The organism is Paenibacillus chartarius, from assembly GCF_042432825.1.
GTDB classification, from domain to species: Bacteria; Bacillota; Bacilli; order Paenibacillales; family NBRC-103111; genus Gordoniibacillus; species Gordoniibacillus chartarius.
In genome coordinates, this window is sequence record NZ_JBHLWN010000107.1 from 63,962 (window position 1) to 85,852 (window position 21,891).

At 51.6% G+C, this 21,891-nt stretch carries 15 protein-coding genes and 1 pseudogene; 7 read left to right on the forward strand and 9 right to left on the reverse strand.

Annotated features, from left to right (window positions below):
* Positions 1-194 precede the first annotated feature (194 nt).
* The 5 genes from ACFFK0_RS26820 to ACFFK0_RS26840 all read left to right on the forward strand — a co-directional run bounded on the left by ACFFK0_RS26820 (position 195) and on the right by ACFFK0_RS26840 (position 6,946).
* Positions 195-3,242 (forward strand): ATP-binding protein, encoded by a 3,048-nt coding sequence (locus ACFFK0_RS26820; protein ID WP_377473767.1) that lies wholly within the window; start codon positions 195-197, stop codon positions 3,240-3,242.
* Between the two features lie 98 nt (positions 3,243-3,340).
* A complete protein-coding gene (locus tag ACFFK0_RS26825) occupies positions 3,341-4,603 on the forward strand; it encodes a sulfurtransferase TusA family protein (RefSeq protein ID WP_377473768.1) in 1,263 nt (420 codons plus the stop codon).
* Between the two features lie 31 nt (positions 4,604-4,634).
* Complete coding sequence (locus ACFFK0_RS26830; protein ID WP_377473769.1) at positions 4,635-5,762, forward strand: acyl-CoA dehydrogenase family protein; 1,128 nt, start codon at positions 4,635-4,637, stop codon at positions 5,760-5,762.
* 39 nt (positions 5,763-5,801) lie between these two features.
* The gene (locus ACFFK0_RS26835; protein ID WP_377473771.1) at positions 5,802-6,623 is read left to right on the forward strand and encodes a phosphate/phosphite/phosphonate ABC transporter substrate-binding protein; all 822 of its coding nucleotides are present in this window, start codon (positions 5,802-5,804) and stop codon (positions 6,621-6,623) included.
* Between the two features lie 107 nt (positions 6,624-6,730).
* Positions 6,731-6,946, forward strand: a complete 216-nt coding sequence (locus tag ACFFK0_RS26840) for a hypothetical protein (RefSeq protein WP_377473773.1) — start codon at positions 6,731-6,733, stop codon at positions 6,944-6,946.
* A gap of 78 nt (positions 6,947-7,024) precedes the next feature.
* On the opposite strand, the pseudogene ACFFK0_RS26845 reads toward ACFFK0_RS26840, so the two are convergent.
* A pseudogene (locus ACFFK0_RS26845) lies at positions 7,025-7,159 on the reverse strand (ClpB D2-like domain containing protein); the annotation flags it as partial.
* A 205-nt stretch (positions 7,160-7,364) separates the two neighbouring features.
* Between ACFFK0_RS26845 and ACFFK0_RS26850 the strand changes: the two are divergent.
* Both ACFFK0_RS26850 and ACFFK0_RS26855 read left to right on the forward strand, forming a co-directional pair.
* Positions 7,365-8,459 carry an alpha-hydroxy-acid oxidizing protein gene (locus ACFFK0_RS26850; protein ID WP_377473775.1) on the forward strand — a complete coding sequence of 365 codons (1,095 nt, stop codon included), beginning with the start codon at positions 7,365-7,367 and terminating at the stop codon, positions 8,457-8,459.
* 49 nt (positions 8,460-8,508) lie between these two features.
* Positions 8,509-9,090, forward strand: a complete 582-nt coding sequence (locus tag ACFFK0_RS26855) for a DUF421 domain-containing protein (protein ID WP_377473777.1) — start codon at positions 8,509-8,511, stop codon at positions 9,088-9,090.
* A 117-nt stretch (positions 9,091-9,207) separates the two neighbouring features.
* Here the strand turns inward: ACFFK0_RS26855 and ACFFK0_RS26860 are convergent, their stop codons facing one another.
* The 8 genes from ACFFK0_RS26860 to rhaS all read right to left on the reverse strand — a co-directional run bounded on the left by ACFFK0_RS26860 (position 9,208) and on the right by rhaS (position 21,819).
* Positions 9,208-12,084 (reverse strand): hypothetical protein, encoded by a 2,877-nt coding sequence (locus tag ACFFK0_RS26860; protein WP_377473779.1) that lies wholly within the window; start codon positions 12,082-12,084, stop codon positions 9,208-9,210.
* Between the two features lie 458 nt (positions 12,085-12,542).
* Positions 12,543-13,814: an ABC transporter substrate-binding protein gene (locus ACFFK0_RS26865; protein WP_377473781.1), complete on the reverse strand. Its 1,272-nt coding sequence runs from the start codon at positions 13,812-13,814 to the stop codon at positions 12,543-12,545.
* Positions 13,811-15,385 (reverse strand): response regulator transcription factor, encoded by a 1,575-nt coding sequence (locus tag ACFFK0_RS26870; protein ID WP_377473783.1) that lies wholly within the window; start codon positions 15,383-15,385, stop codon positions 13,811-13,813. Before ACFFK0_RS26870 ends, ACFFK0_RS26865 begins: the two co-directional genes overlap by 4 nt.
* A gap of 35 nt (positions 15,386-15,420) precedes the next feature.
* The gene (locus ACFFK0_RS26875) at positions 15,421-17,163 is read right to left on the reverse strand and encodes a sensor histidine kinase (protein WP_377473785.1); all 1,743 of its coding nucleotides are present in this window, start codon (positions 17,161-17,163) and stop codon (positions 15,421-15,423) included.
* A 127-nt stretch (positions 17,164-17,290) separates the two neighbouring features.
* Positions 17,291-18,130, reverse strand: coding sequence for a carbohydrate ABC transporter permease (locus ACFFK0_RS26880; protein WP_377473787.1), 840 nt, complete (start codon positions 18,128-18,130; stop codon positions 17,291-17,293).
* Entirely contained in the window at positions 18,130-18,972 is an 843-nt protein-coding gene (locus ACFFK0_RS26885; protein WP_377473789.1) for a carbohydrate ABC transporter permease, read from the reverse strand. Before ACFFK0_RS26885 ends, ACFFK0_RS26880 begins: the two co-directional genes overlap by 1 nt.
* 89 nt (positions 18,973-19,061) lie before the next feature.
* Positions 19,062-20,471 (reverse strand): ABC transporter substrate-binding protein, encoded by a 1,410-nt coding sequence (locus tag ACFFK0_RS26890; protein ID WP_377473791.1) that lies wholly within the window; start codon positions 20,469-20,471, stop codon positions 19,062-19,064.
* A gap of 277 nt (positions 20,472-20,748) precedes the next feature.
* Positions 20,749-21,819 carry a rhamnose ABC transporter substrate-binding protein gene (gene rhaS / locus ACFFK0_RS26895; RefSeq protein ID WP_377473793.1) on the reverse strand — a complete coding sequence of 357 codons (1,071 nt, stop codon included), beginning with the start codon at positions 21,817-21,819 and terminating at the stop codon, positions 20,749-20,751.
* Positions 21,820-21,891: the final 72 nt, after the last annotated feature.

Consider the following 21,891-nt stretch of genomic DNA (forward strand, 5'->3'; position numbering starts at 1 on the left):
GAACATACCCATTATTTTGGAATGTCCGACTCTACAAATTCTCGACAATTACCTTGTGCATTCGGCAATCTTCTATCGAAATTTGCAATTTATTCTAAAATCAGCTAATAGAAATCTTCAGATAATGGTATGATAGGAGGAAATGATGTCCATGAATTGAGGTTGTCCGATTGCCGTTCACGAGGAAATTGCTCATGACTATAGCCCTATTTCTATTCGCAATTACGGGGCTGCGCTTAACCGTGTACAGTATTCTAAGACCGGTCGAGCATCCGCCCGCGATCGAAGGGGTGCTTGATTTGCGCGGCTGGGACTGGCCCTCCGACCGGACCATATCTTTAAACGGCGAGTGGGATTTTTACCCGAACCAGCTGGTAGCTTCGTCCGATCGGCATCAAGATCCCGCGTCGAATACCGGCAACACTTATATCCAAGTGCCTGGCCCCTGGGAGCTGTCTTTCCCTTCTGTTCCCGCTTCCTCCTATCGCTATGGGACTTATCAATTACGAATTTTGCTTGACGAACGCCAAGCCGGGGATTTCAAGCTCAGGCTCTCTTACATCTCAAGCGCAGCAGCCGTCTATCTCAATGGGCAGCTCGTCGGCTCATCCGGGCACCCTTCCGACAAGCAAGGAACCTATACGCCCCGGAAGATGCCGTTTACGGTTAATGTACCTGCCGGGAGCCAAACGCTTGACCTGTCCATACAAGTCGCCAATCACGCCGGTGAGGGCGGAATAACGAGGCCCATTTATTTCGGTACGGATAAAGCGATAGAGAATCGGATCCTGTTGTCCATGGGAATCCAAATTGTTCTGTGTCTCGTGTTTTTCATCCATGGAGTCTACTCCCTCATGCTGTTCTTCTTGGGGGCTGCCAATAGAGGGATCATTTATTTTACGATCGTTATGATGTTCGCCATCGCGAGCGTGCTTGTCGCCGATGACAGGCTGTTGTTCGTTCTATTGCCGATGCCATTCGAGCAAACCGTGAAAATTTCTCTCCTTTCCTATGTCGGCGTCGTGATTTTCCTGCCTTCTTTGCTTCAATTCATGTTTCCTGAGTATAGAAGGCGTAATCTCGTTCGGCTGTATACCATATTCAGTTTGCTTTACGCGCTCTTCGTCTTATTCGGGCCCTCCGTGTATACACTTCCAACCCTGAAAGACGGGAGCTTGCTCGCGGTCCTCTTGTTTTCCGTCTTCCTTTGCATCCATATTCTGTACTTTGCCATCCGCAAACAAGAAGACGTCATCTATGTGCTGCTTGCATGCGTCAGTCTGGGTACGAATATCGTTTGGATTGTGATCATCAATAGGACGAAACTGGATACGTATCATTATCCCTTTGACTTGATTATTACCGTCTTTGCTTTTGCCGCCTTCTGGTTTAAACGATTCATTCGAACCGGCACCCAAGCAAAGCAGCTTGCCGAGAAGCTCCAATTAGCTAACGAGCGAAAAGACGAATTTCTGGTTACGACCTCTCATGAGCTTAAAAATCCTCTTCACGGCATGATGAACATCGCGCAAAGCATCCTCGATGCCCCTTCCCAACCGACGGGCGATGAGCTGAAAAACAAATTGAAGATTCAGGTCGACATTGCGAAACGGATGTCCCTATTGCTGGATGATTTGCTCGATGTAGCACGGTTGAAAGAAGAAACGCTCCGCTTGCAGTTCCAGAGCGTAAACTTACGTTCTGTTGTCACGGGTACGGTCGATATGATTCATTATATGCTTGAGAATAAACCGCTTGCGTTACATATCGAAATTGCGGATCGCTTCCCATCTGTTCGAGCCGACGAAAACCGGTTGATTCAGATTTTATTCAACTTGTTGCATAATGCAGTGAAATTCACGGACAATGGCTCCATTACCGTTAGGGCTCAGGCTGCAAACGGAGAAGCCGTAATTCAAATCATAGATACGGGCATCGGTATGGACGAGGAAACGAAGAACCGGATTCTCCAGCCCTATGAGCAAGGAAGCGCCGATATGGGAGAAACCTATGGCGGACTTGGACTCGGGCTGACCATCAGCCAGCAATTGATTCAACTCCACGGGGGAAGCCTGCAGGTGGCTTCTTCCCCGGGCCAGGGGTCTACCTTCTCTTTCACCCTACTGCTTGCCGATGAAGCGGAAACCGGCAGGGAAGCGGATCGGAGCGCTTCCTCCGAACCTTTCCTCGCTGCTAGCCAGGATGGGAGCGGAGAGACTTCCGGCCATTCCCGACAAGCGACAGGCTGCAATCCGAAAATTTTGGCTGTCGATGATGATAATTTGAATTTAAAAATTCTCATGGACATCCTTGGCCCGGACGAATACGAAATTGACACTGCTACTGGCGGAACAGAAGCCATTGCAAAGCTGGCAAACGCTGCTTACGATCTTATTGTTATGGACGTTATGATGCCTCATTTGTCGGGATATGAAGTCACCAGGACGATAAGGGAGCGATTCTCCATGTCCGAGCTCCCTATCCTATTGTTGACCGCAAGGACCCGTTCGCTCGACCTTGCTGTAGGGTTTCAAGCGGGAGCCAACGATTACGTCATCAAGCCCGTAGATGCCACCGAGTTAAGATCGCGCGTACGAGCCTTGACTGAGCTAAAGCTTTCGATCGAGGAAAGACTTCGAATCGAAGCGGCGTGGCTGCAAGCACAGATCCAGCCCCATTTTCTCTTTAACACGATCAACACGATCGCCGCTCTCGGATCCATTGACATGTCGAGAATGCAGACGTTCTTGGAGCATTTCAGCAATTACCTGAGAACGAGCTTCGATTTCCATAATTCTGACCGCTTTGTGTCGATTGAACGCGAACTGTCTCTCGTTCAATATTACTTATTTATCGAGAAAGAGCGGTTCGGGGAGCGGCTTCAGGTGGAGTGGAATCTGGATACCGGCCTGGTATTCTTCTTGCCGCCGTTATCCGTCCAAACCTTAGTGGAGAATGCAGTCCATCACGGATTGCTTCGTCGTTCCAAAGGGGGGAAAGTATGGATCAGCACTGCTCAGGCTGGCGAATGGATTGAGGTTTCCGTTCATGATAATGGAGTGGGTATGAGTCCGGATGATCTGACCCATTTGCTGGATCATCGATCCAGCACCTCGAAAGGAATTGGCCTTAAAAATACAGACAGACGGCTCAAGCAATTTTATGGCAGAGGCCTTACCATCGTTAGTGCCCCGGATCAAGGAACCACCGTTTCGTTCCGGATACCGAAAAGTAAGGACTGAAATCTAAGGTTGCTTTGCCGCTATTTTTCATGGAAAATAGTAGAAGACAACCGCTAGGTTAGGAGAGATTCGCCATCAACGAGCAACAGGAACATCAAATGGACGTTCACGGTTTGACGCCGGACCGGCAGCTGGATCTGGGTGATTTTTCCTCCGGCGCCGACATGTTTCTTCTTGTCAAAAATGCACTGCAGAGAATGGAACAAGGCCAGGTTCTGGAAATCGTTAGTACGAACCCCGCCGTCAAGGACGACTTGCAAAGCTGGTGCAGGCTGAACCGGCATTCGTTCTTCATGGCGCTCGATGCAGGCGATCACTTTCGCTTCCTGATTCGAAACAATCCCGTCAAGGCGCTGGAGCAGCCCGACTGGGGCATCAAGCTTCCGCTGCGAAAAGGCGGGAGACTCGATATCCGGGACTGGTTTCAAGGCCGGGGCGGCGAATTGCAGGAGCATGCGCCGGCTTATGTCGGCTTCGTTCCGCGCGGGGCCGTGGCGGAGCCGGGGGTCCCCGATTTCGGATTCACCTTGAACAAGAAGGACGACGTATGGTCCCATAATTTGCTCGATTTGTACGAGCAAGCCAAGGAAAACCAATGGAATGCCACGACGGATATCGCTTGGGACCGGCTTCCGGAGCTGCCGGAAGATTTGGAGTGGGCCGTCTGCCAGATCATGACGTTCCTCGCCGAGAACGAGTATTCGGCATTGTACATCCCCGCCAAGTTCATGGCGCAAATCAATCCCCATTATATTGAAGCGCTCATGTATTTATCCACACTGGTCCAGGATGAATCCCGACATATCGAAGCGTTCATGAAGCGTGCATTGGCCGGAGGCGGAGGCTTGCAATATTCGTCTACGCTTACCGAGCGCTCCTTGCTCAGCTTGTTCGTTCAGGAGGACTATTTCAAATCTTCCTTCCTCTTGCATGTACTTGGGGAAGGTACCTTTCTTGACCTGCTGACTTTTGTCGAAGAGTACGCTCCCGATCCGGTCACCAAACAAATCGTCACTTTGGCCAAAATCGACGAAGGCCGCCATGTCGCTTATGGCATCGGGCATGTTCGGCATATTCTCGAGCGAAATCCGAACATGGTGAAATCCTTAATCGAGGCCGCAGAGGAACGCAACGAATATTTGAATGCGGCGGATGCCGGAGAGAACACCCATTTGATGGAGGCTATGGCCATACTTGCGGGCGGCGGCCGCAGCCCGGACCGGCTGAAAGCCGGCTTCGAGCGGGTCAGGAGATTGAAAGCAGTGATGCACGACCATCGCATTCAGCGGCTTCTGCAAATCGGATTGGACCGTGAAACAGCTGAAGCCATTTCACAGACCCATACGCCCAACTTTATGTAATCATTACTTTTGATAAGGAGTTGTTTCCGAAATGTCAACAGCTGTTGAACTCGCCAAGCAGATTACACAGGAAGTGATCGCCCCGCTTGCCGCGGAAATCGACCGCGAGCGGAGATTTCCTAAAGAGGCGATGGAGGCTCTTGGAAAAGCTCGGCTGCTCGGCCTGCTCGTCTCCGAGGAACTAGGCGGATTAGGCGGAAACTTATCGGATTTGGCGGCCGTTACGGAGATTATAGCGGAGGCTTGCGGTTCTACGGCGATGTGCTATTTGATGCATTCCTGCGCAACGATGGTCGTTGCCTCCAAGGCGACCCCGGACCAACAGCAGCGGTATTTGCGCCCGATCGCCCGTGGCGAAAAGCTGGGTACTTTAGCTTTCAGCGAAACAGGAACCGGCGCTCACTTCTATTCCCCTGAAATTAAGGCGGTCAAGGATGGCGGCCAATTTGTGCTCAGCGGAAAGAAAAGCTTTGTTACAAACGGCGATAAGGCGGATTTCCTCGTCGTAGTGACCAATGCGTCTTCTGCAGAGCTGGGACTGGACATGCTGATTGTCGATTCATCGGCTCCCGGGGTTCGGTTCGATGGCAAATGGGAAGGTATCGGGCTGACAGGTAACAACAGCATTGCGCTGTATATGGATCAAGTGAAGGTGCCCGCGGAGCAGCTGGTCGGAGCGGAAGGCGACGGCATGGGGATCATCTTCCAGGTGGTGGCTCCGACGTTTATTCTCGGGGTTTCCGGCGTTAATGCCGGGCTTGCCAGAGGAGCCTATCAAGCCGCGCTTAATCACGCGCAAACGCGGAAATACGCGGACGGCCGCAGCCTCGCGGACATCCAGGCCATTCAATTTTATTTGTCCGATATGTTCGGCAGCGTCGAATCGGCTTCCCTCTTCGTTCGGAATGCGGCAGCCAAAGCCGTTCAAGGCGATGCGGACGCGATCCTGCATGTGATGCAGTCGAAGGTGTTCGCCTCCGAGCAAGCGATCAAAGTGACGAATCTCGCCATGCAGGTATGCGGAGGCCAGGGCTATACGGGGGCGCTGCCGGTGGAGCGTTATTTGCGGGATGCCAGAGCCGGCGCTGTGATGGCTCCGACCACAGAAGTGCTGAAGGAATGGGTAGGCAAGTCGGTGGCTGGAGTTCCGTTATTTTAACGGTATTAATTCTATACGAGAGGGTGCAGTCTGACGCATATGAGCACGCGAAAAGCATTGATGGTAGGAGCGGTCGCATACGACCCTAAAGTGATTCCTATTTGGGATATTATTCGTGATTATTACCAGAAGAACGATTTTCCGATCGATTACGTGCTATTCTCCAATTATGAGGCGCAGGTCGATTCGCTGTTGAATGGATTTATCGATATTGCCTGGAATACGAACGTGGCGTATGTACGCATCCAGCGCCTGCTGGAAGGGAAAGCGAAGGCACTGGCGATGCGCGACACGGATATTGGCTTCACCTCAAAAATCATTGCCAGAACGGATAAAGGCATCTCGTCTCTGGCGGATTTGAAGGGCAAGCGGCTGGCTCTTGGCAGCGCCGATTCGGGCCAGGCAGCGATCCTGCCGTATCATTATGTAAAGCAGAGCGGCATCGATCCGGAAACGGATTTGACGCTGCTGCGTTTCAATCTCGATGTGGGCAAGCACGGTGACACCGGAACGAGCGAGCTTGAGGTCGTGCGAGCCTTGAAGCAAGGAGAGGCGGACGCCGGAGCGATCGGTGAATCGACCTGGATTCGGCTGCTGGAGCAGGGCCAAGTGAATACGGACGAAATCCGTTCCGTGTGGACTTCTCCGGGATACAGCCACTGCAACTTCACGGCACTTCCCAATCTGGACGATACGCTGGCACAGCGGTTTACGGACCTGCTGTTTGCAATGGATCCGACCGAGCCGGATATCCGCAAAATGATGGAGATGGAAGGCCTGAACGAATGGGTGCGCGCCGAAGGGGCAGGCTTGGACGGATACCGCGTTCTGTTTGAGGCGATGCAGGATCAAAAATTGTAGAGGCTTTTTCCTGCGCCGGCGCCAAAAAAATTCAACATGCCCCGAAGCGGTTCTGGGAATACTATCGGTGTCATGTTAAGAATTTGGCCGCTAAGGAGGAAAATGGCTTGTTAACGAATGACCGATCGGACAACCGTAACCGTACAGAGGAAGTCGTCACCTCCTTGAACGCCGATACCGGAGAAGCCTTAGGCTCCGTTAGAAAGGATATGGCGGGTGCCAGTGACGGTATTGTCAGCAACTTTAGTGCCGATACGGGCGATGCTTTAGGGAGTGTAGGCATGCCGGGAATCTCGCAAGTCGAATCGGCCGAAACCGAATAGCTGAAGCGAATAACGACCTGCCGCAAATCATTTTGGGCAGGTCGTTTATTTTCGTTCTAAGATTAAGCTTTTTCAACTTTAGACATCGATTCGGATGCGTTCCACCTTCTCATCCTCGAGCACAATGTCCGTTATTGCGTCCTCCACGTGCCGCTGAATCACGCGGCGCAGCGGCCGCGCACCGAATGACGGATGATATCCGAGCTCGGAGAGTATGAAGGGACGCGAAAGGTAAAAGATATCATGGAAGTCAAGTTCCCATTTATGTGTTCACCACACGTATCAATAAAGGTAACAAGGGCAGACTACCGAAAGCCAAATCGGCACTTACTACGGCTTAGGAGGCATTAGTTTGCACACGGACGGGTCTAAAATCCAAATGTCTTATTATAGAAGGCACGAGGAGGACGGAATCAGCTTGCCGATTGACTTTCACGATTGGGAAAATGAGGCCAGGAAAAAACTGGGTGCAGGCCCTTTCGGGTATGTGCACGGCGGGGCCGGTGCCGGTGACACTATTAAAGCGAATTCGGAAGGTTTTCAAAAATATCGTCTTATCCCGCGGGCTTGCTGTAATGTAGCGAATAGAGATTTAACCATAGACCTTCTCGGGCATAAATTCAAATTTCCTTTAATGATGGCTCCCATTGGAGTCAATTCCATCTGTCATCCTTCTGCTGAGCAAATACCGGCGGAAGTCGCTGCAGAGCTGGAGGTACCTTACATACTCAGTAATGTGTCGACAATTTCTTTGGAAGAAGCGGCGCAGCATAATAAAAATGGGGTCAGATGGTTTCAGTTATATCCCCCCAAGGATAAAGATCTGACCAAAAGCTTCATTGATCGGGCTCAAAAGGCCGGTTATACCGCCATTGTCGTTACCGTTGACTCGAAATTACTCGGTTGGCGTGAGGAAGATCTGCGGAATCAATTCCTGCCTTTTTTATCCGGTCAAGGTATGGGGAATTATTTTTCGGACCCTGTCTTTCGTTCTAAGCTGAAGAAATCACCGAAGGAGGATCTTCACGCGGCAGTAGAACTGGCCTTAAGCGAAGGGAACAATGAACAATTTTCTTGGGAAGACTTTTCGTTGATTTGCCGCTATTCAAAGCTTCCCGTTTTATTGAAAGGCGTTACGCATCCTGAGGATGCATTGTTAGCCGTTCAACATGGTGCTTCCGGTATCATCGTGTCCAATCATGGCGGCAGGCAGTTAGATGGCGCAATCGGCACGCTTGAGGCTCTTCCTGATGTAGTCGAGAAAGTGAAGGACGAAGTGCCTGTTCTCATGGATAGCGGCATTCGCAGGGGGGCCGATGTTATCAAGGCGATCGCGCTTGGGGCGAAAGCCGTACTTGTCGGGAGACCCTATATTTATGGATTGGCTGTAGCCGGGAAAAAAGGGGTCACCTATGTTTTGGAGAACCTCATTGCTGAAACTGAGCTACAAATGGCGATTTGCGGACGCAGCAGCATCAAAGATGTGGATAGCCGTCTGATTAAGAAAATATGATGCTGTTGAAGATCCTGGAACCGTATTCCGCCAAAGGGGATCTTATCAAATGGATATAACATGGAACATCATCTGGAAATGTGCAATGACCGTTTTGACCGGGATTCTCCTCATGCGCCTGTCTGGCCGCAAATCGATCGCCCAAATGACCGTCGCCACCACCGTCATCATGATCTCTATAGGCGAGCTGCTGGCATCGGGCATCATCGACAACAAGATCTGGCGCGCCACGGCCGCCGTAGGCTTGTTCCTGCTCACCCTGGTGATTCTCGAATGGCTGGAGGTAAAGTCGACCCTTTTCCAGAAGTGGATGTCCGGCGAGCCGGTCGTTGTCATTCGCGATGGCCAGGTGGACGAGCGGATGCTCCGCAAGATGCGAATTACCCATCAACAACTGAACATGCGTCTCCGTCAAAAGGGCATCGCCAGCCTTTCCGATGTTAAGATCGGGACCATCGAGGTCAACGGCGAGCTGGGCTTCGAGTGGTCCCCTCACGCAAAGCCGGCAACCTTGGGCGACCTGGAGAAGCTGCTGGCTGCATACCATTTACTGCCGGCGAACGACAATAGTCCGCCCCTAACATCCGATAAGCCCCAGGACGCTCAAGACGGACCATTAACTTTACATTAGCCGCTACTTTGTTACTAATATCACTGTAATCGGTCATATTTCCAGCAACGCTGAAGAGGCCAAGTCTTGTGTATTTGGCCTCCTTTTGCATCAAGATATTCGATTTCCCGGAGTATCCTAAGGGTTCACTTCATATCGAGTTCCATCGATCCTAAGTTCAGCGAAAGACGAAATACCGGGATATGCAGGATCCGTAGGAATACCGGGGTAATCCACTTGGAACTTCAAATATCGAAAGGCTTCGTTCAATAACGATTGTTTCACTCGAAGGGTCTCCATTGCTTCCGTATTGGTCGTGTAAGTTTCCGTTAGCAGTATCCAATTCACTCCATCATTGGACCCGTAAACGTTCATTCCTTCGGACCGGTTTGGGAACCCTCTCCTGGCTTGGAACGAAAATGCTTTCGCCGAGATCTTATACTCCGCTCCAAAATCAAACGTGCTTGGAGCTCTCATATCCCCGCTGAAGGTTGCGGTATCGTTATCGACCAGCCTTTTGAGATTGTCCCTGTTCATCGTGGTTACATTCGATATCATAGAATCATACGCATAATAATTCAAGGTTCCGTCCTCTAATTTCGGATTCAACAGTTCCAGCGCCTGTAAGCTGTTCACGAATCCGCTTAAAGCTGATAAGAAAGTACGATCTTCTACCTTCCCCTTCAACAATGCTTGTATTGCCTCTTTACGTTTCGAAAATTCCAGATAACTTTTGTGTGTGTAAACCTGGTCCGGATCATGCGTGGATAATACCGTTTCATATGCTTGATGCGGATTATTGGAAACAACGAATCCGATTTGCTGTGTATTGATCACCGTGCCGTTATCGGCGGCGACGATAACCGTAATGGGTTCTTCTGTCTTCTTATCCGGCGTCCATCGGAGCATTCCGTCACTGTCTATCGACATGCCATTCGGAGCATTGAACAGACTTAATGTAACGTTGTCGGCATTCTCCAGCTCCACCTTTTGTTCAAAAGGAACTTTTTTAAGAAGATAATGCACCTGTTCCCCATTCCCTTTAAAAGTCGGCACATTCGTGATCAAGCCGCCGCTTGCATTCACATATTGCAGGCGATCGAAGTCTACTTGAACATCCGTATCGGAAATGACGGAGTAAAAGTCCATATTGGCCAATTGTCGAGCCGTCCTGGAAATTTGCTTTTTCTCATTCGTGTTATACACGATATGTTTCCACTGTCCGTTTGTATTGGGGATATTCAATTCCTGATAAGCTTCGCCAAAATAATTATTGCTGCTGATGAACAGCTTGGCCGTACCGGTTGAACGAATCCGCAAGGACAGAAATTCGCTTTCAGGCTTGTTGATCTTGATTAATGAGGGCAATGCAATCTGATTGCCTCCGCGTACCGTTGTTGTGTCGTTCGGGAAATGAGAGTCGTATTCCGTTTCTTTAATCTGATCTTGACTCTTTGCAGATTTTACCCGGATGTAAGTTGCTCCTTCTTCAGTGATCGCAGCAGCCAAGCCTTTATCTAAAATGGCCCCTCTCTCGCCGAATGCAACAGAACTATCTGCAGCTTGTGCCGCAATAGCGATCCCCTTGTCCGCATTACGCTCGCTTGGAAGGGATAACCAATACTCGCATCCGATTTCCGTCATTTTATTATCACTGAAACTTCCCCAAAAATTTACTTTGTTCGTTCCGTTATAAAAGATCGGTGAAGTTAAATGCTTCGCCATTACCGTTAGAGTAGGGGCCCTTGTTTCCAGCTCTTCTTCTGTCATCCCCTCCAAATATCGATAAGCATCGTACAGCTCGCTCATATTAAAATATAATCCCGTTCGGCCGCGATAAGCTTCCGATACTTTTCCGCCGAAATCCTGATAGCCCAGCTCCGTCCAGGGGATCGTGTACCCTGCCATATATCGATAAAAATTTTCGGATCCGTCCAATATACGCTGATTGAGAAAAGCATAAGGAGTCTGGGCATACGTGGCTGTCGATACGGTCCCTTTCTCCGGATCCAGCTTCGTTCTCTGCTGAGTCAGAATACGTGCGATGCCCGTAAAATTGATAACGTCACCGGCACCATGAGCTTGGTCGCGTCCCATCTCCAAATGCTGTACGTAGGTTTTGCCCGTAGGATTTCTTGGATCGTTTGCCTCTATCAAACGGAATTGATTTTGTAAGGCGCCGTTGATGTCCGGCTTTGTCGTCGTAGAGTTGACCATGGCCCATTCGACCGCTTCTTCATAACGTGCCTTATCGTCTTTGAAAATATATCCGGCCATAGCCCCGATTACCGGGTAAAGGTGCTGATTCATATACCGGTAATTGGTATACAAGAATGTGCTGATTACGGGATCGATAAGGTTTGCAGTCAGTTTCTCTGTATCTTCTTCCGTCCATTTCAAGCTGTAATTCATAATACCGTTCGGTATATCATCGTACTCTTCGTCTACGACTGACGTGTAGCGCAGCAGCTCCGCTGCACTGACCATATAGTAAAACGGTGTGCCTACATGAATATGGGAATCGGCATAATACTGATATGCATGCGGGTTCATATTTTCCCATATCCGGACAAGCCTTAAGGCATTATAGCGATATTGGCTGTTACCTGTTAAATAATACAGCACGGCCTGCGTATACGCCCGAAAACCGTCGCTGCTTAAATTCACGTTCGCAGCGGCCTTGGTAAATGTCGAATCTTTAGGGGTATCGATCGTCCCTGCCTTTAAGTTAGCCGATTCGAACTTTAACGAGGCGTATTTCGTTTCTTTCATTGCGTTATAATAGCTAAGCCAAGGATCGTTCCCTTTCATCAATTCTCGTCTCGTATTCTCTAACTTTTGCGGATCGACGCTGATTCCCGGATGAACGAATCCGTCTTTTTCCTCGATAATGAGTTTTACAGCCTCAGTCACATCAGACGTATGTTGTTGTTCAGCGGAGACTACACTTCCTAATTGCAAGCTCCCGATTGCTACAAATATGGATAATAATAACGGAATCCACTTTTTGTCCATAAGTTTTACCTCCACTCGTCATCTAAAACTGCCAATGCAGTTTTCGTCCTTTCCGTTGAACCACCTTACTGATGTTCAATCCGATATAATTTGAAACCGCTTACCGGTTTGTCCGTACTAAATCCCCCCTATCCGTCGTTTCTGTTTCCCGAAAACATCCTGCCTGAAATGTTTCGCCATGGCGTCTTTAGACTACCATACCCCCATTTTCTGTTAAATGCTGTTTTTTAAGCTCCGTGTGCGGTCTTTTAAGATGTTGCGCGGGTACCGATCGGATGCAAAAGGGGGACAGCCTCTTCCGACTGCACGGTGAAGAGGCCAAGCCGGCTGCGCTTGGCCCTTATTTTTTCGCATAGCTGCAGTTCTGCTAAGCTGTCGCGCCCGGGGCGGCGGACATGTTCAAGGTTTGAGCCGCATGTTAATGGCCACTCTCTCGTGCCCCTTCCTGCCGGGCCGGCTCACTCATGGTGAGCTTCCCAGAGGCGCTGCAATTCCGCAACAGCTTGCTCCCGATTCAGGACACCCCCGACATAAGCTTGCAGCGTAGAAGAAAACTCCTGTATCGTCCCCGAAGGCCACCAAGCGTGCGCCCACGGAATCGTCTTCTGGGCGGCGGCATATGCGGTAAGGTCTGCGGCCAGCGGCCCCAGTTCCTCCGTGGTATGCAGATCGGTGAAGGCCGGAATGGATTTGAAGGAATCCACCAAATACTTCTGGCCATTATCATGCAGCCAGTTTAGAAACTTTTTGCTCTCCTCGAGATGCTTGGAGTCCTTATTCACGACATAGTAGCCGGGTACTCCGACCGGCAATTTCGTATCCGCGGGGTCGTCGCTGAGTGGAATCGCAAACATGCCCATGCGGATATTCGGATTGATTTTGCGGATCGACTCGAGGGTCCAGACCCCCTGCTGCATCATGGCCGTCTGACCGGATGCGAAGGCATACACCTGCTCATCGTAGCTAACCCCGACCGACTCCCGCCCTTTCCCGTATTCCAGCGTCATGTCGAGTACATCAAAGAATCCGTCGATCTTGGCTAAATCGGCGATCCGTTTCTCCCCCCGATTGATCTGTTCAATGAAGCCGATCGGCTCCTTCTCGTACGCGAAGGGCAAATTGAGCAGGTGCTGGCCGAGCACCCACCACTCCTTGTAGCCTTCCGAATAAGAGACGATCCCCGCCGCTCTCAGCTTCCGGTTCACCTGCCGCAGCTCGCTGATCGTAGTGGGAACTTGCCTAACGCCGGCTTTAGCGAACAGGTCCTTGTTGTAAATAAAACCGTATGCTTCAACCGACATCGGAAAGCCCAGCTGCCTGCCGTTAACCGTCATCCCTCGGACGGCGGAGGGAGATACCTTGCTCATCCACGGCTCCCCCGATAAGTCGGCCAAGAAAGGCGACCAGTCCTGCACGTCGGTAAACGATTTGATGCTGAAAATATCCGGCGCCTCGCCGGCAGCGAAGCTCGTGACCAAGGCGATATCATAGTCCTTCAGCACTTGTGCGTCGATGACGACATCGGGGTTTTCAGCCATATACTGTTTCGCCATATCCAGCACTTGTTCCGTGATTTCCGCTTTGAACTGCAGCAGCTTGATCGTGACCTTAGGCGCTTCGGCCGCACTGCCGGACGGAACATCCACCTTCGCCGTATTCGTTGTTGTGCATCCTCCTGCGGCGAGAGCAAGTAAGGCGCTAACCGACAGCAGCACGAGCCATTTTCTCATCGCGTATCCCCCTTCTGTTCCTGTCTCCGATATTGAAACGGCGTCACGCCCATATGTTTCTTAAACACTTTGCCGAAATAGTTTTCATCCGTATAGCCGACCGCCTCCGAAATTTCCAGCAGCGACATACCGGTATGAGCCAAGAGCGATCTCGCCTTCTCCATGCGAAGCTCGGTCAAATAGGTCACAACCGTGGTGTTGAACTCTTCTTTGAACTTCTTGGCGATATACTGCGGGCTGAAGTGGAACCGCTCCGAAAGGCTTGTGAGCGAGATGTCCTCTTGATAATGCCCATTGATGTACTGGCGCATCGATTCCACCGCATGATGGCCGTTGCTTTCCGAACCTGAGCTCTCAATCAGCCGCCACCACTGCTGTACAAGCAGCCGTTCCCATTCATCCAAATCGCTGATCCACAGCGGCAGGTACAGATCGGCCAGCTCTTTGCCTGATAAGCCGGCCAAGTTCGCCCGCTCCAGCAGCAAGTTCGCCTCCAAGGTGCAGGCTTGCAGCTCCTTTAGTGTCAGCTTCCCGCGCGCCCGCAAGCTGTCGGTGAATGAGCGGATCAGTTCCGCCGCATACGCCTTGTTGGCTCCGGCCACCGCAGCTTCGAGCAGCAGCCTTTGGTCGGACAGCCTCGGCAGATCATCGGCCGGCTCCGGCGGGGCTTCAACAGCAAGAATGTTGGATTTCAAGAGAGAGGCCTTCGCTTCGCTCAATGCTGCGGGCAAGCTTTCCATCCGCACTTCGCCGCCGGAAGCACCGATGAAGGCGGATAAGCCCAATGTCCGGCACCACGCATCCGCTAAACGGGCGAGATAAGACTCGAATTCGGACGGCGGAATGTCCTGGCTCTGGCGCGTTACCAGCAGCACCCACCGCTGAGGATCAAGCCGGCAAAACAGATGGGGGCCGAACGGCTGCAAAATTTCATGCGCAATGTTGTTAACCGCGAAGATGAACAATTCCCCGTCCCCGTCAAAGCGACCGCTCACCAGCTCGATCCGGTTGCGGGGAACAACAAGTGCAACCTGGAAGCCGCCGTTCGCATCGGACAGCTTGTGCAGAAGGCTGCGGATCCCGTGGTGGAACGGAACTTCCCCCTTCAGGTAGTCAGCCAGCTTCTGCTCTTCCAGCAAGGCATCCCCCTTCTTCAGGCGATATTCCGTCTCCCGGTCGTCGCTCTTGCTGCTCTGTCGATCGTGCCATGCTGCCACGGCGCGGGCAACCGCCTGCTCCAGGTCGCTCTTCCGAAAAGGCTTCAGCAAATAGTCGACACCCCAAGCCCGAATCGCAGCCTGCGTATAGTAAAAATCGTCATGCCCGCTGATGACAATCACTTGCGTCTCGCCATTCTCCTCCCGCAGCTGCCGCAGCAGCTCAGGACCGTCCATGCGGGGCATGCTCATGTCGCAAAATACGATCATCGGATTATGCTCGCGAATAAGGCTTAACGCCTGGGCGCCGTCCTCCGCCATGAGCCGCTGCGAGATGCCGAACTTCTCCCAATCGACGGATAGTTCTATCGCTTCCCGTACGTGCTCTTCATCGTCAACAATCAGCGCTTTCATGCTGTTCCTCCTCTCTATGGATGTCGCCAAGCTCATCACTGAAGGCTGATTCGCAGTGTAATCACGGTAGCTTCATAGGGAACGCTCTTTAGCTCCCACACAAACTTGTCGTCATACCGCAAGCGCAGCCGGGTAAGCACGTTGATCAGCCCGATTCCCCGCTCTTGTCCGCTGGCCGGCAGCCGTCCCTCGTATTCCCATCGGATCTTCGTTATCGTCTCTTCATCAATGCCCTTGCCGTTATCCATGACGCGGATAACAAGCTCATCCGTCAGTTCGATGCCGATATGCAGAGTCCCGAAGCCGTTTCCTTTCTCAATGCCGTGAATGATGCTGTTCTCCACCAGGGGCTGAAGAATCATCTTCGGCACGGGAATGTACCGGGCTTCCTCGGCGCAGGACATGGTGAAGGAGAGCCGATTCTTGAACCGCGCGCCCTGCAGCGACAAGTAGGCTTCCATATGCTCAATTTCTTTCTGCAGCGGCACCGTCTCCGTGTTCAGATCCATGCTATAGCGCAGAATGCTGCCCAGCTCCGCAATCCGGTCATTAATCTCCGAAGCGCCGTGGCGCAGCGCCAGCGTACCGATCGACTGCAGGGAGTTGTAGAGAAAATGGGGATTGATTTGGGCCTGCAGCATTTTCAGCCGGGCGGTCGTCAGTTCCAGCCTGCTCCGATATTCGCGATTCATGAGATCATCGAGTCCCCGCACCATGGACTGAAACCGCTGCTCGAGCACTCCGAGCTCATCTTCTCGCAAAGGGACAGGCTGCGTTTCGAAATTGCCGGTCTCCACCTTTGCCATGTTACGGACCAATCGCTTGATCGGAACGACCAGCTTGTAGGTCAGCGCGAACGCGCATACGAATACGATGACGGTCATGAGAAACGGAACCACGAGCGATTTGCGCAAAGCCTGGTCTGCGGCATCATTAATCATGGCGGAAGGGATAAACTTGACGAGCGTGAGCGGCATACCTTTAAATTCGTCGATGAGGTACAACACGACGCCGTTCTGGCCGTCCAGCGTCATCTGCATCGAGCCGCGTTGACCGATCTCCCCTTCCGCCAGGAGCGGTACACTGTCCCCGGACTGACCGCCCATGGCATACAGCAGCTGACGATCCTGGCGTATCATCAGATACATTCTTTCCCCTTCCGCAGCCGTGGAAGAGAACGGCCGGACCAAGCGCTCGAACAGCTCCGGCCCTACGTAGATGGACAGAACGCCGAGCAGCGTCGGCCGCGGATAATCGAACATCGGCTGGTGAAACGCGAGCAGCTTCTGCCCGTTTAGCGTCACAACGTTGTAGCCGTGCGACCCCGTCCAACCGGCCGGGTCCGTATCCATCGTCGACCCGGTATCCAAGTGGTCGTCCTCGCCCAGCTGCAGAAAATTGACGCTCGTAAATACTAGGCCGGTCGGCGTACTGGTGAACCGCGCCGCGCGAAACTCCGGGCGCGCCTTGGAGACGGTATATACCTGATTGGAGATATACTGCCTCTTATTATAATCCATCTGCGTCTTCGACCGCAGATAATCCATTATCGTCGAATCGTAATAAAACTGTATCGATACGTGACTCAAATCGTCCAAGTAACGTTTCAGCACATACATGCTGCTCTCCATCGCATGCTGGTTCAGGTCGATGACTTGATTTTGCACGGATTGGGTTGTCGTCCGATAAGAGATCGCAATCGTAATTATCAGCGGTACAACGGCCGAGATCAGCATGCCGACGATGACTTTGGACAATAAACTTCTCTTAAACCACATAGGACCTCCTGCAGCCGGTGCTCTCCTATCCTGGCGTACATCTTTCTATTCTACAACAAAACCCCCTTTCCCTTCACTTGGGGTGCCAAGTAAAAGAACAAGGGGTTCGAAGTAAGGAAGCGTCGGATCAGCCTTTGACGGCCCCCGCAACGACTCCTTCAATGATATATCGCTGGCAGAACAAATAAAATATGACAACCGGCACGATAGCCAGCACCAGCATCGCCATCATCGCGCCCATATCGATCGAACCGTAGCCGCCTTTCAGATATTGAACCGCGATCGGAATCGTCTTGTATTCCGTACCGATGACCAGATAGGGCAGCAAGTAGTCGTTCCAAATCCACATCACGTTCAGGATGGCAACCGTTATCGAAATCGGCTTCAGAATCGGCAGCACAATCAGGAAGAAGGACTGCTTCGGGCTGCCGCCGTCCATCATCACGGCCTCTTCGATCTCGAGCGGAATGCCTTTCACAAAGCCGGAATAGAGGAACACCGACAATCCGCAGCCGAAGCCTAAGTAAATCAGGATGATGCCGATCGGATTATCGAGATACAGCACGTTTGCCACCTTCGTCATCGTGAACATCACCATCTGGAATGGGACGATCATCGAGAAGACGAACGCGATGTACAACAGCTTCGTATACTTTGTCTTCACCCGCGTAATATACCAGGCCGTCATCGCCGTGAAACCGACGATCACCAGCACCGAGCACACCGTAATAAATAGCGACATGCCGAACGCGCTGAAGAAATTCGTCTTTTCCAGCCCGCTCGTGTAGTTGTCCAGACCAGAGAACGTCTCGCTGTTCGGGAACTGAAACGGCGTGTCGCTAATGAAGAATTTCCCCTTGAACGAGTTCAAAAGCACAATCAGAATAGGGGATAAGAATACGACAATGACAGCTAGGAAGAAAATGAAAATCATATTGTCTTTGGCAGTCATACGTGGGGTTGGCATCAGTGCTCAATCTCCCTTCTTCTCGTAATGGACACTTGAATCATGGAGATGATCGCCACCAGCACGAAGAAGATGACCGCCTTCGCTTGCCCGACGCCCTCCCAGCCCGGAGTGCCGTAGAACGTGTTGTAAATATCCAGCGCCAGCATCGTCGATTGCTTCGACGGTGCTCCGGCTGTCAGCGCCAAGTTCTGATCGAACAGCTTCAGCGAATTCGCCATTGTCAAGAACAAGCAAATCGTAATCGCCGGCATGATCATCGGGATCGTTACGTAACGCATCACATCAAGCCGTCCTGCGCCTTCGATCTTGGCCACCTCCAGCATATCCTTCGGAATGCCCTGGATCCCTGCAATATAAATGACCATCATGTAGCCGATCATTTGCCAGCTCATCAGCACGACCAGGCCCCAGAACCCGTACGTAGCTTTAAAGGTCAGCGTCACCTCGAAATTGTACAGAATGCCGTTAAGAATGAGCTGCCAGATGTAACCGAGGACAATACCGCCAATCAGGTTCGGCATGAAGAACGCCGTACGGAAAAAATACGTTCCCCGCTTCCCGCGAGTCAGCAGCAGCGCCAGCAGGAACGCCAGTACGTTGACCGTAACGACGGAAACGACCGTAAATTTGCCGGTAAACCAAAGCGCATTCTGAAAATCCGTATTCGAGAACGCCTTTACGTAATTGCTAACTCCGACCCATGTCGCATCGTTGACTGTAGTAAAGCTCGTAAACGACAAATAAATACCGAGTACGAACGGCACGACGAACGCGATGGTAAAGGCCAGCAAGGTGGGAAGGGTAAAGAACAGTACGTGTCTTTTTATTAATCTCTCCATAATCAATCCCCTATCGCCGTCAATCTTGAATAGGGTTCATGCCACCGCGTGCCGGATGGCTGACAGTGGCATGAACTGAGGTGCCGCACTTATTTCTTCGTTTTCGCCTTCTCGCTCTTCCAAGAATCGGTCACCAAGGTAACGACCTTGTCCCAAGTCATGTTTCCTTGAGCGTATACCAACAGAGCGTCGCCGAACTTGTTCTTGAAGTCTTCGCTTGGGAATGCAGCGAACGTCCATGCTACGGAAGTTCCGCCTTTGCCCATCCATGCCAGCACTTCTTTCGCCAGCGGGTCGGAAGGCTTCTCGTTATCGCTGAACGTATTGAACGGAGCGATGAACTTCAGTTCCTTCGATACGTACTCTTTGCCCTTCGGGCTGCTGAACAGCCATTCCAGGAAGGCGATGGATGCTTTCTGCTTCTCCGGGGACGCCTGCTTGTTGATCGAGAGATAGTTCTCCGTGCCGACAGCGAGACCTTGCTTCTCTTCGCCCGGAACACCGGTGTAGATCGGCAGGAACTTGATGTCTTCCGCCTTCACCGTGTTACCCTTTACCTCGTTGATTTGCGACCAAGCCCAGTTGCCGTTCTGCACCATCGCGCTTTGGCCGAGGGCGAATTCCGCCATCGAGTCGGCTACCGTCTTGCTGCCGAGCAGCGAGCCCTTCGTTACCGAGTTATTGATGTACAAATCGAACGTATTCTTGAAGTTGTTCGCGTACTTGAACTTAATCTCGTTTGCGGACAATCCCGCCATCACCGTATTGTCAAAGCCGCTCATGTCTTTGAACTCGTAGTAGAACGGAAGGTTGGCCAAGTGCGTCTGCCATCTCCACTGCTCCCCTGCGGCAAGCGATGTCGAGGAGAATACGCCTTTAATGCCGAGGGCATCCTTCTTCGCCGTCATGTCCTCTACGACCGATTTCAACGTATCGAAGTTGTTGATCTCCGTAGCGTCCTTGATGCTGACCTTCTTATCCGGCAGTGCGAAATATTTCTTCAAGATTGCGTCGTTATAAATGATGCCGTAGCCTTCGACAACGTACGGAATACCGTAGATGCCGCCTCCGCTGCCTACCGCTAAGCTCTTGTCGGACAGAGTGCTGTAAAGCTTCGTGTCCTTGAGGTCCGCCGTGTAATCCTTCCAGTTGTTGTAGCCGACCGGTCCGTTAATTTGGAAAATCGTCGGCGGCTCCGACTTCGCGATCTCCGCTCTCAGCGTCTGCTCGTAGGATCCGGCTGCAGCCGTAACGACCTTCACCTTCACGCCGGTTTCCGCTTCGTAGTCCTTGGCGATCTTGTTATACACTTCCGCGATTTCCGGTTTGAAGTTCAGGAAGTAAATTTCTTCAGCTTTCTTCGATGACGAAGCCGTGCTTCCCCCGGTCGATGCCGGAGCCGCCCCGCTGTCCTTATTTGTTGCATTCGAGCAGCCTGCGGCCAACGAAACGGTCATCGCCGTCCCGAGTACAAGTGCGAGCGCTTTCTTCATTGCCATCTCATATCCCCCTTAGTGATTATCCGTTGAACATTCCGGGGAAATTCACTCCCCGAAAATAGTTATACCACGGCGGAACATTCCAATCATCGAAATATCTTCGCCAATAAAGAGGAGATTTTTAATCTGATTAAGAGATTCAATCTGTGATGACATCCGAGACAGGCCCCTTTGTCTGTGCTTTGTTGCCTTTCGTTTGGTTTATCCGCGCCCAATTATAAAAAAAATCCCTAGCGGTTTAGCCGCTAGGGACACAAATCAATAATAGAATATGATATTAGTACACTTTCTTCCACTCGGCAATATTGGATGCATCGAACTTGAACGGATCGCCCAGCATAATTTGCGTACCTTGTCCGTCCTTGACGACTTCCTTGTCTCCGAGACGGCCGGCCTTGAATTTGTCGCCGACTTTGCCTGTCAGTGTGCCCTTCACTAAAGCGTCAGCAGTATAGCCGGCCAGGTAGCCCACATCAATTGGATTCCACAGGTACATCCACTGGCTTACGCCGCTCTCAATATAAGCCGCCATCTCGCTCGGAAGGCCGAGGCCGGTCAATTGTACTTTGCCCTTCAGGCCTTTGTCCGTCAGCACTTTGCCGGCAGCCGCGATACCGACCGTTGTTGGAGCAATAATGCCCTTAAGGTTCGGATAAGCCTTCAACAGAGCTTCAGTTTCGGATACGCTCTTATCGCGAAGATCGTCGCCGTAAGCCACTTTCACAAGCTTAATGTCTTTGTACTTCGGGTCAGTCAATTCCTTCTTCATGACTTCGATCCACGCATTCTGGTTCGTAGCTTGCGAAGTGGCGCTAAGCACGGCGATTTCGCCGCTGCCGCCAATCATCTCGGAGATGGCTTGAACCTGAACTTTTCCGATTCGCTCCGGATCCGCTTGGTTAACATGCACAATTCGGCTTTGTGCATTGACTGCGGAGTCGAGGGAGAGAACCTTAATGCCTGCATTCATCGCTTTTTTCAAGGCCGGCTGCAGCGCATCCGGGTCGTTACCTGCAATGGCGATGGAAGCGACCTTCTGGGAGATCAGCTCTTCAATCATTTTAATTTGCGCTTCGGCAGTCGGCTGATCGGGCGCCTTCAGAATCGGCTCGCCCCCCAGCTCCGTAATCGCGGTCTTAAAGCCTTCCATCATTTTCTCTCCATAAGGATTGCCCGCATTCTTGAAAATAATGGCATGCTTCTTACTGGCCGCACCGGCGTCGGCCGCTTTGCCGGGGGCAGCTGCATTATTCGTACCGGCAGCTCCGGTAGGTGCGCTTTGGCCGCAAGCAGCGAGCAGCGACATCGACATAACCACAGTAAGACATGCTCCAATCATTCTTTTCATCTGATAGTCCTCCCTTTTTATACATGCATCGGTTATATATAAATCATTTGCCGCCGGCCGACTTGGCCTGCA

Bases quoted from the DNA above. Each gene is read 5' to 3' on its own strand.
- ACFFK0_RS26820 (WP_377473767.1), top strand. From the start codon at position 195: ATGACTATAGCCCTATTTCTATTCGCAATTACGGGGCTGCGCTTAACC.
- ACFFK0_RS26825 (WP_377473768.1), top strand. From the start codon at position 3,341: ATGGACGTTCACGGTTTGACGCCGGACCGGCAGCTGGATCTGGGTGAT.
- ACFFK0_RS26830 (WP_377473769.1), top strand. From the start codon at position 4,635: ATGTCAACAGCTGTTGAACTCGCCAAGCAGATTACACAGGAAGTGATC.
- ACFFK0_RS26835 (WP_377473771.1), top strand. From the start codon at position 5,802: ATGAGCACGCGAAAAGCATTGATGGTAGGAGCGGTCGCATACGACCCT.
- ACFFK0_RS26855 (WP_377473777.1), top strand. From the start codon at position 8,509: ATGGATATAACATGGAACATCATCTGGAAATGTGCAATGACCGTTTTG.
- ACFFK0_RS26860 (WP_377473779.1), bottom strand. From the start codon at position 12,084: ATGGACAAAAAGTGGATTCCGTTATTATTATCCATATTTGTAGCAATC.
- ACFFK0_RS26865 (WP_377473781.1), bottom strand. From the start codon at position 13,814: ATGAGAAAATGGCTCGTGCTGCTGTCGGTTAGCGCCTTACTTGCTCTC.
- ACFFK0_RS26870 (WP_377473783.1), bottom strand. From the start codon at position 15,385: ATGAAAGCGCTGATTGTTGACGATGAAGAGCACGTACGGGAAGCGATA.
- ACFFK0_RS26875 (WP_377473785.1), bottom strand. From the start codon at position 17,163: ATGTGGTTTAAGAGAAGTTTATTGTCCAAAGTCATCGTCGGCATGCTG.
- ACFFK0_RS26880 (WP_377473787.1), bottom strand. From the start codon at position 18,130: ATGCCAACCCCACGTATGACTGCCAAAGACAATATGATTTTCATTTTC.
- ACFFK0_RS26885 (WP_377473789.1), bottom strand. From the start codon at position 18,972: ATGGAGAGATTAATAAAAAGACACGTACTGTTCTTTACCCTTCCCACC.
- ACFFK0_RS26890 (WP_377473791.1), bottom strand. From the start codon at position 20,471: ATGGCAATGAAGAAAGCGCTCGCACTTGTACTCGGGACGGCGATGACC.
- rhaS (WP_377473793.1), bottom strand. From the start codon at position 21,819: ATGAAAAGAATGATTGGAGCATGTCTTACTGTGGTTATGTCGATGTCG.